An 11,738-nucleotide genomic window follows, 5' to 3' on the forward strand; every position below is an offset into this window, starting at 1 on the left:
CATGGCTAAGTCTCAATCGCTCAATTACTTGTCTAGATTGAGTTTCCCACTATTTTTGAACACTACAAATATCACCCTTGACAATTTCTCCTTTTCCTTAACTTGTCACCAATGGGCAAGTCCATTAGATCCCCAAACTGCGGCAATTGAGGAGAAACTGACAAAGAACTCCAGGGGTATTTCCTTGGTTAACTCATGCAGTACCCAACCGCCCATCACCTTCGGGTGAAAAACAGCATCTAACTGACTGGGCTGCATTAATTCAATGGGTTGGATATCAATTATACCTGCCGCATGAACTATACCCCGCAAAGGATGTGGGCTACTTTGAATTTCGGCGATTAATTTCCTCATAGCTGGGGCATCTGCTACGTCAACGGTTGCGATTCGCACCTCTAAACCAGCTTGCTGCAAACGGACGATCGCTGCTTGGGCTTCAGCAGAGGGTGCGTGCCGTCCTGTTAATACCAAATGCTTTGCGCCTGATTCAGCCATCCACCCTGCTACTGATAGTCCCAAAGCTCCCAGACCACCGGAAATGAGGTAACTATTCTCTGCTTGGAAGGATTGGCGTTGCGTTCGTGTCATGGGTTGTTTGACTAAACGCGATCGCCAAACCTGTCCACCTCGTAAGGCTAAATGGTCTTCCCCTTGGGAATCAACCAGTTGACTCAGGAGTTGTTGGGCTTCGAGTTCTGGGGTGGGAGCATAAGTATCGAGGTCGATTAAACCACCCCAAAGTTGAGGATGCTCTAGCCCAACCACACGAGCAAATCCCCACAAAGGAACCTGTGGCAGCGACCTTTGGTGGAGGGAACCCCGTTCCCCATTCCCTATTCCCTTTATTAAAGCTTGCGTTCCCCTAGTCACAATCCAAAGCCGTGGCAATGTGGATTGAGTTGGCTGGAGAAGCGAATGCACCAACAATAACAGACTAGTACAGCCCTTAGTTGCAGTTTGGGCTAGAGTATCTAAGCTGAAGGAATCTAAACTCCACAGATGCACAATATATTCTGGGTGATTTGGAGCAATTACTTCTTGATATAAACGGTCAAAATCTTCTAAAACCGAGGGAGCGATCGCGTAAATATCAGTTCCTAATTGCTGATAACTATCTCCAGCAAAGACAATCGTGCAGGTATTACCTTGCTTTTGTAACTCAGTTGCCAGTTGTTGACCAAGACCACTGCCATCAGCCAAGATTAACCAATGACCAACCTGCGGTTGAGGAAATAGGGTTGCCGTCTCAACATCTTCCCTGTTCCCTGTTCCCCGTTCCCTGTTCCCTTTAACGCCCAAATCTCGCCAAGGTTGCCACTCTAATTGATACAGCCAATCTTGAATTTCTGTTTTACCTTGCTCTTGCAGGATGCGAAGCAGTGTCCGGCGGTTCGTTCGTTTACCAGACGAACCCTCTACCCGCACGATAACAGTGCCATCTTCGTCCAGCGAGTAACCATTTTGGGTGATTACTTGCTGATTCATCCCAGCTACTTTATCCAGTTGCGTGTAGCTCCACAAACGTTGAGGATTCGCTGGACGGCGATAAAGTTCTGCTCGCTTAAATCCAATCGGTAGATAGATATCATCTTCACCAATATTGTAGGAAAGTACAGCATTGATAGTATGGGCGCTGGCATCCATTAGCACTGGATGGATAATATATTGGTTTGCTTCGTCTGCCAGTTGGGGCGGTAATTGTAAAGAACAAAGAGAGGCGTTTTGGTCAGCATCTAACCAAAATGCTTGTACAGCGTGGAAGTCTGAGCCATAGTTGAACCCGATCGCATCAAGTCGTTGATAATTACTCTCAATGCTGTTGCCTGTAGTATATTGCTGCTGTAAAAGTGCTATATCGATGACTTCAGGTGGCTTTGCCTGTTCGGGTTTCGATAATTTGCCAGAAGCATGGAGATGCCAGGCAATTCCTGTTTGCAGGTCATCTGACTCGGCAGTATCCAAGCGAGTACTGAGAATTTCAAAACGGTAAACATTGGCTGTTTCTGCTCTGAAAATCGTCTGAACTGTCCGCACTTCATCTTCTTGCAAAATCAAAGCCTGATGAATGGTGACATCTTCAATAATTAAACGATCGCATTTGAGAACATTAACACCAGCAGCAAAAATAATTTCTGCATAAGCCACTCCTGGTAGTACAATCCTGCCGAAAACGCGATGATGATGCAGATAACTGGGATTTTTGGCACTGAGTTGGGATTCAAAACAAACGATTTGAGTGGAACTTGCTAACCGCAATCTTTGACCCAACAAAGGATGATGAAGTGGGGGTTGGCTGGGTTTAAACTCTGGTGTTTTCTTTTGTAAGGCAGTGCTGACTTTGCTTTCATCTACCCAATAAGGTTCTCGTTGAAATGGGTATGTGGGTAAAACTACTTTTTTTCTAGGATAAGGGCGCTCAAACTCCTGCCAATCAACTTTTACGCCTTGAGTATAAAGCTGACCTAAACTCTCGAGCATCTGGGTTAAATCTGGTTGACTAAACCGTAAAGAAGGCAGCCAAGCGATCGCACTTTCTGGTAAGCTCTGCCTTCCCATACCAATTAAAATGGGGCTTGGGCCAATCTCCAGGCAATGGGTAACTCCTTGTTGTGCTAAGGTCTGGAGACTTTCAATAAACCGAACTGGTTGTTGGATATGATTAACCCAATGTTGGGCAGTAGCTAACACTTCATTTTCTACTCGTCCGCTGACGTTAGAAATCAAAGTTAGCTGAGGCGGTTGATAATTCACCTGCTTTGCCACTTGGGCAAACGATGCTTGCATCGGTGCCATCAACGGCGAGTGGAAAGCGTGAGACACGACCAGAGGTTTGCAGACTATGCCGTTGGCTTCCAGGGTTTGCGCCATCGCTGCGATCACCTTTGTCTCACCGGAAATTACCACATTTTGCGGGCTGTTCACCGCCGCAATAGCGACGCGATCACTGTATGGATCTAAAAACGGTCGAATCTGAGACTCTGAAGCAAAAACTGCCACCATTTTGCCACCAGGTACAGATTGCATCAGCCGTCCCCGTGCGGCAATTAACTTAAGTCCCTCTTTTAAACTAAAAACTCCCGCAATACAAGCGGCTACATACTCCCCAACACTATGCCCCAAAACTACATCTGGCTGAATTCCCCAGGATTGCCAGAGTTGAGCTAAAGCATATTCTAGAGCAAACAAGGCTGGTTGCGTATAAGCTGTTTGTTGCAGTAATCCTGCCGCCTTTTCTTTCTCTGTTGTTGGGTATAAAATCTCCAACAAGGGAATTTCTAACTCAGTGTGTAAAATCGCCTCACATTCCTGTAGTGCTTGGCGAAACTTAGGTTCAGTTTGATATAAGGTCTTTCCCATATCTACATACTGAGAACCTTGACCTGTAAACAAAAATGCGATTTTGGGACTCCGGCGTTGGTTGGGCAGGTAGCCTCGGAAAATCCCTGCAACTGCTTCAGCAGCAGACCCTTGACCAGCAGCCAATTTTTCTACTAATTCGGTGGTAGAGGTGACAGCGATCGCCATGCGATGGTCAAATTGTCCACGTCCGGTGTTGACACTAAAGCAAATATCTGCTATTGCAATTTGTGGGTGACGCAATAAATAATCTTGATATTGCTGGGATAAATCCTGTAATGCCCGTTCGCTTTGGGCAGATAAGGTAAATAGATGAATGGGGCGATTGCCGATGGCATCTGTTGGCACCACAACAGGCGCTTCTGCCAAAATGATGTGAGCATTAGTGCCGCTAAAGCCAAAGGAACTCACCCCAGCGATGCGATGCTCATTTGGAGGTTGCCAAGGCATCAGTTGTGTAGGAATTTCGATGGGTAGTGATTCCCAATCTATATATGGATTTAGTTGCCGCAGATGGAGATGAGGCGCAATTTGCTGATGTTGTAACTGCAAGACTACTTTTATTAAACCAGCAATTCCCGCCGCCGCCTCCAGATGTCCCAGGTTCGTTTTCACGGAACCCACAACTAAAGGTTGCGTTTGGGCATGACTGGCTGCAAACACAGCACCTAAAGCTCCTATTTCGATGGGATCGCCTAATGTTGTGCCAGTACCATGAGCTTCGATATAGCTAATATCAGTTGGTGTTAGTTGGGCATTCTCCAAAGCTTGACGGATGACTGCTTGCTGGGATGGCCCACTGGGAACAGTTAAACCGCTAGTGCGCCCATCCTGATTGATAGCAGAACCACGAATTACAGCCAAAATCCGATCGCCATCGGCAACTGCATCGCTCAATCGCTTGAGTATCACCATACCGCACCCTTCAGAGCGAACAAAGCCGTTGGCAGCAGCGTCAAAAGTTTTACAGCGACCGTCCACAGAGAGCATTCGCGCCTTGGAGAAGCTAATGGATACTTCAGGCGAAAAAATGCGGTTCACTCCCCCGGCTATTGCCAGATTGCTCTCGCGATCGCGCAGACTTTTACAAGCCAAATGTACAGTCACTAAGGAGGAAGAGCAAGCTGTATCAACAGATAAGCAAGGGCCTGTCAACCCCAAAATATAGGCAAGACGACCCGATGCGATACTATGAGCGTTACCCGTACTGATGTAGGCATCCATTTCTGCCAAATCGAGTTTGCCAAGACGACGGGTATAGTCATCATTACAAATGCCAAGAAATACGCCAGTTTTAGTTTTTGCTAACTGTTGAGGATTCACAGTGGCATTTTCCAGTGCTTCCCAACTGACTTCTAAAAGTAATCGCTGTTGAGGATCGAGGGCGATCGCTTCTCTGGGAGAAATCCCAAAAAAGTGGGGATCGAATTCCTTTAAATTGCCCACAAATCCCCCATAACGGGCGTACATTTTCCCTGGAGTATCCGGGTTAGGGTCATAATACTCATCAAGATGCCAGCGATCGCTCGGCACTTCGGTAATGGCATCAACCTCTTGGCATAAAAGCTCCCAAAAGGCATCGGGACTATCCGCACCACCGGGAAATCGGCAACCCATGCCAATAATAGCGATCAGCTCATTTTTAGTTGTTACTAAGATAGTCGGAGTGGATGGGACTTGTTGAGGAATTGCCTTTCGCTCCTCCGGTACTGGTAAAACTAGATGTGTGCTATTTCCCTGTTCCCTATTCCCTATTCCCTGTTCCCTGTCATTTATGACTAAGGCGGCAAGATAATCCACCAACTCGCCCACAGTGGGGTAGTCAAAGGCAGCCGTTGAGGGGATGGATACTCCCAAACTCGCCTGCAAGCGATTTCTCAGTTCCACAGAGGTCAGAGAATCCATACCCAGTTCAAAAAAGCCTTGCTCTAGGGCGATCGCCTGCCCTGACTCCAGACCTAGCACCTGAGCAACTTGGGTTTGGACATGATTCACCAGTAGTTCTCGCCGTTGGCTGTTCGCAACCGCAGCCAATTTCTGGAGGAAGTCACCTTCAACAGGGCGAGTACTAAGTTCAGCAGCCTCTTGCCAATCCTGATAAAAGGGACGGGACAACCACCGTCGCAGTTCTGAAGACCATTGCAACGGTGCAGCCCCAACATTTACTGCGGCTGTTGACATCAAATGTTCCAGAATTTCCAGCACTTGTGAGGGAGCGATCGCCCCCAATCCCAGATTTTGCCCGCGAATATCAGCTTGTTGTTTAGCCGCAGCCCCTACTTGGGAGACAGCACCCCAGTTGATGCTCAAGCCAGTTAGCCCCAAGGTGCGGCGATAATGTACCAAGGCATCCAAAAACGCATTCGCAGCCGCATGATTACCTTGACCAGGAGAGCCAAACAAAGCAGCTATGGATGAAAACATCACAAAGAAGTCAAGTTTGTGAGTTTGGGTCAATTGATGTAAATTCCAGGCTCCTTGCACCTTGGGAGCCATGACAGGGGCAAATCGCTGCCAATTTTGCAGCAACAGTACCCCGTCATCTAGAACACCAACAGCATGAATTATTCCTTTGAGAGGGAAGAGAGAGCGATCGATATCGGCAATAACATTGGATATGGCTTCAAAGTTAGTCACATCGGCTGAGGCGATGGTCACGGTAGCCCCCGCATCTACTAATGCGGCAACCTGGGCTTGAGCCTCTGCTTCAGGGCTACTGCGGCTCACCAAAACTAAGTGTTTAGCTCCCCGTTCTACCATCCACCGCGCCACTAGCAATCCTAAGCCTCCCAGCCCCCCAGTAATCAAGTAAGTTCCCTCGTCTGAGAAAGAGAGAAGAGTTCTCTGTTCCCTGTTCCCCCTTCCCTGTTCCCTTTCATTGGGAGCAAACTGGCTACGGGCTAATCGTGCCACATAACGCTTGCCTTCTCGAAACGCCACCTGATCTTCTGCGGTGCGATCGCAAATTTCTGCCCAAAGTGCTGCTGTTTGGACTTCTACATCCGCATTGGGATCGAGATCGATACGAGTACATTCTAATTCTGGATGTTCTAGAGTAATCACCTTACCCAAACCCCAAACAGCAGATTGGGCAATAGATGACATCAAAGGAGCATTTCCCGGTACTGGTTGGGTTCCTTGGGTGACAATCCACAGTCGGGGCAGTGTAGATAACCCTGCTTTCAGTAAGCCTTGAACTAAATGCAGGGTAGTCCCACATCCGATTTGTGAGGCTGCTGCTAGGGTTTCTGCATTCTCTAAACTCCAGCACTGGATTACGCCTTGTAAGGGAGCCTGTGCCGCAACTTGGGCAATGAGTTCAAAAATAGCTTTGGGATCAGTGGGGTCGATCGCCACATCATCCGGTTGGTATGGCTGGAATCCTGATTTGGGAACGACCAACTTACAAATGTCTCCCGCATCTCGGTAGCGTTTGGCTAGCTGCTGCCCAATGCCATTGCGATCGCCCAGTATAATCCAACTTTTGGGGGTGGACTGAGCAACCGCAACTGCGCTAGATCGCCCAACAATCAAACTCTGCTGGGAAAGCGCATTTTCTGGAGAGCGATCGCCTGGAAAAGTCACCACCTGCTCAAATCCATTTTCTCTGAGCAGTTGCCCCCACTGAACCTGACTGACCAAGGGATAATCCGGGCGAATGTCATTATCCTGAAACTTCCACCAACCTTCCAGCAAGCCGAAAGTCAGGTCTAGCCACCGTTGGCGTGCAGTACCCTCTAACAGCAGCAGCAGTCCTCCTGGAGCTAGTAACTGCCGGACGTGCTGCAAAGTTTGGCTGAGGTTGGTTGTGGCGTGGAGGACATTTACCGCAATCACCACATCAAATTGATGGGGTGCAAACCCTTGGGATGCAGGATCGCGTTCAATATCTAAAGTTTGATAGCGCACAAAGGGGTAGTCTCGGAACTTCTCCTTCGCCTGACTCAGAAATATAGATCCCAAGTCAGTAAAGACGTATTCTGTTTGCTGGGGATGAAGTTGAGGCAAGAGGTAACTAGTGGTTCCCCCAGTACCAGCCCCAATTTCTAGCAATCTCACACCTCGATCGCTGGGTAGTGCTGCCAAGGCGTGAGCGATCGCTTTCTCAACGAGGGTGTTCGCTACTGTTGCACCAGGGGCATTTTGATAAAGGTGAGTGGCTGAAGCTAAGTCACCATTGGGAAAAATTAATTGTAGGGGGTCGCAAGCACCCCGCAGCACAGCACTCAATTGGTCGCCGCATCGCGTCAACAACGTCAGTTCCACTTCCCCATCGGCATAGCTGATTTCCTCTGGCGTTTCCCAAACTGGACATTGCCGGACTTGCCAGCGATCGCCACTGTCTTGCAAAATATTTTCCTCTGCTAAGATTTGCAAGAGGCGATGGAAAAGTCGCTGTTTTTGAGGTATAACCGCAAGATGTTGGATGAGCGCCGCTTCTGAAATCACATCCCCAAGCTGGAACTGCCACCCCAAAGTTTGTAGAGCTTGCCAAATATACCTGACGCTGAGACTTTCTAACTGGTGTAAAAACTGCCCATAAGGTTCGAGATTGACCTGAGCAATTAGATTTAACAAATCTGGAGTGAGTTTCTCAGCAATTTCTCCAGGCGTTACCAAAAATTCTGGTGCTAATGGCTGCCCAAACCTAGCTTGCAGCCGCCATTCCACCTCATAAAGCCAGTTAGCTATGGGTTGGGTATCGCTCTTGCCCACAGCCAGGACAGTAGCTCGCCTAGATCGCAATCCTTCTAATGTGGCAAAAACCGTGCCATCAGAGTCTAGAAGTACCAAATTTGCTTTCAGGGTTGCGTTAGTCCGGTCGGCATTTTCTGAGATTAGTTTTTGGCTGTAGCACAAACAGTGATCGCTCGGACTGCGGTAAAAGCGGAATCGATCTACTCCAAACGGCAAATAGGTTTCGCGCTCAACCTCTTGAAACAAGGCAGCACTAAAGCCACCTACCTGAACGCAACCATCGAGTAAAATCGGATGAATCGTATAGGGAATGCTTTCGCCCATCCACTCCTGGGGTAATTGGTAGGAATAGAGAGCATCGCTGTCTCCATAGTGGATTTGTTGCAAGGCTCTCAAAGGCGGATCGATGTCAATGCCCAGAGATTCTAAAAGCTGATAAAAGTCCTCAGCCAATAGTTCTGTAGACAGTTGCCCTTGAATCGCTGCAATGTCAACCGGGTGAGGATATTGGGATTGGGTATCGATGGAAACTTTACCCGATACGTGTAAAGTTTCCATCGGTTTAGCTGCTTCGCCAACCTTGGTTAAACTAAAAATTTTAAAAGATGCGGCAGTGGTTGTTTCTAGTGTTACGACTAGCTGGAGTGCTTTGTTTTCCCTTGCTGGTAAGATTAATGGTTGCTGCACCAGCACATCTTCTAAAACTAACGCCGATGTACCGAAAACAGCTATGCCTGCAAAGAGAGCCATCTCAAAAAAACTGGCTGCTGGTAAAATTACCTGGTCATAAACTCGATGGTACTGAATGTAGGATGGGCGATCGCTGCTAATTTCCGATTCAAACCGGATTTCTTGAGAACCCGCTAAATGCACCTGCCGTCCTAGCAATGGATGACCATTAAAGGGAATAGGGAATAGGGAACAGGGAACAGGGACTTTAAAAAAGGAGGCTTCAGACCAAGGGACAAGGGAACAGAAGTTTACTGTTGCCTGTTGCCCGTTCCCTGTTCCCTCCGAGCCAACAGCCTCGGTAATTGAGGTTGATGCGGCGATCGGGCTGTCAGCCGTATCGCCTTGACGTTCAATCCAATAGCGTTGTCTTTGAAAGGGATAAGTGGGCAAAGTGACTTTGTGGCGGGCATAGTCTTGCTCAAAGCCAGACCAATCAATTGCTACCCCTCGGACATACAACTGTGCCAAATTTGCCAACAGTTGCTGCCATTCATCTTGCCCTGGCTGTAAACTAGCCAGCCATAGCACTTCGCTTTCAGGAAGGCTAACTCCCATTTCCGACAACATTGGCTGTGTCCCAATTTCCAGAAAAACTTTGTAGCCTTCTGTCTGGAGTGTCTGTATGCTTTGAACAACCGTTTCCGTTTGGTGCAGGTGGTTAACCCAATATTGGCCACAGGCGATGTCTGCATTCACAATTTGACCAGTAACGTTACTGACAATGGGTAATTTTGGTGAATGGTAGGCGATCGCCTCTGCTATGGCTACAAATTCTTCAGATAATTGACTACGGGCAACAATCAGCCTCAGTCCATCTTCTAAACTGAAAACTCCTGCCAAACAAGCAGCAACATATTCACCTATACCATCTCCTATGAGAATACTTGGCTTGACACCCCAAGATTGCCACATTTGTGCTGAGGCAAACTCAAAAGCAAATATTGCCACTTCGCTATCAGCCGTTTCCTGTGTGCCTGTGAATGGATAAAGTATCTCTAGCAGATTTTTATTCCCCAAGGAATGTAAGATGGTCGCGCACCTATCTATAGATTGGCGGAATGTCGGCTGAGTTTGATAGAGTTGCTGACCGAACTTCGGTTGAGGGAATAGGGAACAGGCAACGGACAACAGTGAATTCCCTGTTCGCTGTTCGCTGTTCCCTTTAACTGATTGCGATCCTTGTCCGGTAAATAGAAAAGCTACTTTGGGTGATGTTGTACTACTTTGTCCAGAGTAAACACCTGAAACTTGTTCTTGAGCTATCAATTGCCCTAGTTTTTGCCTCAGTTCGTTTAAGGAACTGGTTACAACAGCTAAACGGTGCTTAAAATGCGATCGCCCAGTATTCGCACTAAAACAAACATCAGCTAACTCTAATTCTGGCGCAGTTTCCAGGTAAGCTTGATACGCTAAAGCCAACTGCAATAAAGCCGTTTCACTCTTTGCTGACAGGCTAAAAAGATGGAGGGGACGCTCAGAAGAGGCAAGGGGGCAGAGGGGATGGGGGGTAGAGGGGTAGAGGGGCAGAGGGGAAATACCATTGTCACTCCTCCCCTGCTCCTTTAATGGGGCTTCTTCCAGCACCACATGGGCATTTGTGCCACTGAAGCCGAAGGAACTAACCCCTGCTATTCTTGGCGTATTGCCACGCAACCAGTCTTTTGTCTGTGTGGGAATCACCACAGGTAAATCTGCCCAGTTGATGTGTGGGTTGGGTTGATGGAAATGTAGGTGGGGGCGATCGCTTGGTGTTGCAACTGCAAGACAATCTTGATTAATCCGGCGATACCTGCGGCAAATTCTGCGTGTCCAATGTTGGTTTTGACTGAGCCTAAATTCAGGGGTTGGCTTGGGGAATGACTAGAGCCAAAAACAGCACCTAATGCCCCCACCTCAATGGGATCTCCTAAAGAAGTACCTGTACCGTGAGCCTCAATGTAGCTCACTTGTGCAGGTTCAACCGTACCATTTTTTAACGCCTGACGAATGACTGCTTCTTGAGAGGGGCCATTAGGTACGGTGAGTCCCCCACTTGGCCCATCTTGGTTAACCGCAGAACCCCGAATTAAGGCGAAGATGCGATCGCCATCACGCTGGGCATCAGATAGCCGCTTCAGGGCAATCATCCCACAGCCTTCAGACCGGACGTAACCATTAGCCTGAGCATCAAATGTTTTACAGCGACCATCAGGGGCAAGCATCCCCGCTTGGGAAAAAATGATACTGGTGGCTGGAGATAGTATGAGATTTACACCCCCCGCCAAGGCGAGATGGCACTCCTGCAAACGTAAACTTTGGCAAGCTAAATGAACAGCGACCAATGAAGAGGAACAGGATGTGTCTACAGCTAAACTGGGGCCTGTTAAACCCAACACATAGGAAATCCGGCCTGCTGCAACACTGAGGGCATTGCCAGTACCTATATAGGCATCTGAAACGCCGGCTTGCTCTAAGTGCCGAGCGTAATCATTGGCTCCAATCCCCACAAAAACGCCCGTCAGACTATTAAATAATTTTTGGGGAACAATGTGAGCCTGTTCCAAGGCTTCCCAGCTAACTTCGAGTAACAAACGTTGCTGGGGGTCTAAGTAGGTGGCTTCACGAGGGGAAAGACCAAAGAATTGGGGGTCAAAAGCACCAATCTCGTCCTCAAGAAAACCACCATCGGCAACGGAAATTTTCCCAGGTGTTTGCGGTTTGGGGTCGTAGTAATCGTCAATGCACCAACGCGATCGCGGTACTTTGGTAATAGTATCAGTGCCATTGTGTAGCATCTGCCAAAAAGACTCAGGATCTTTAACACCGCCGGGAAATCGACAACCCATACCGATGATGGCGATCGGTTCAGCTTTGGCATACTCTAGGACATCTAACTTGTTTTGGAGTTGCTCTAGTGCTAGTAATGCTCGTTTTGTGGGAGAGAGGGGTGGTTCTTGATTTGTGGCCATCTT

General features: G+C 48.1%; 2 protein-coding genes. Both read right to left on the reverse strand.

Annotated features, from left to right (window positions below; genetic code table 11):
- Nucleotides 1–105 precede the first annotated feature (105 nt).
- The gene (locus GTQ43_RS04295) at nucleotides 106–10,470 is read right to left on the reverse strand and encodes a type I polyketide synthase (protein ID WP_265270990.1); all 10,365 of its coding nucleotides are present in this window, start codon (nucleotides 10,468–10,470) and stop codon (nucleotides 106–108) included.
- Nucleotides 10,464–11,735, reverse strand: a complete 1,272-nt coding sequence (locus GTQ43_RS04300; protein WP_265270991.1) for a type I polyketide synthase — start codon at nucleotides 11,733–11,735, stop codon at nucleotides 10,464–10,466. The genes GTQ43_RS04295 and GTQ43_RS04300 overlap by 7 nt, the downstream gene beginning before the upstream one ends.
- Between the last annotated feature and the right edge of the window lie 3 nt (nucleotides 11,736–11,738).

The organism is Nostoc sp. KVJ3, assembly GCF_026127265.1.
GTDB lineage: Bacteria > Cyanobacteriota > Cyanobacteriia > Cyanobacteriales > Nostocaceae > Nostoc.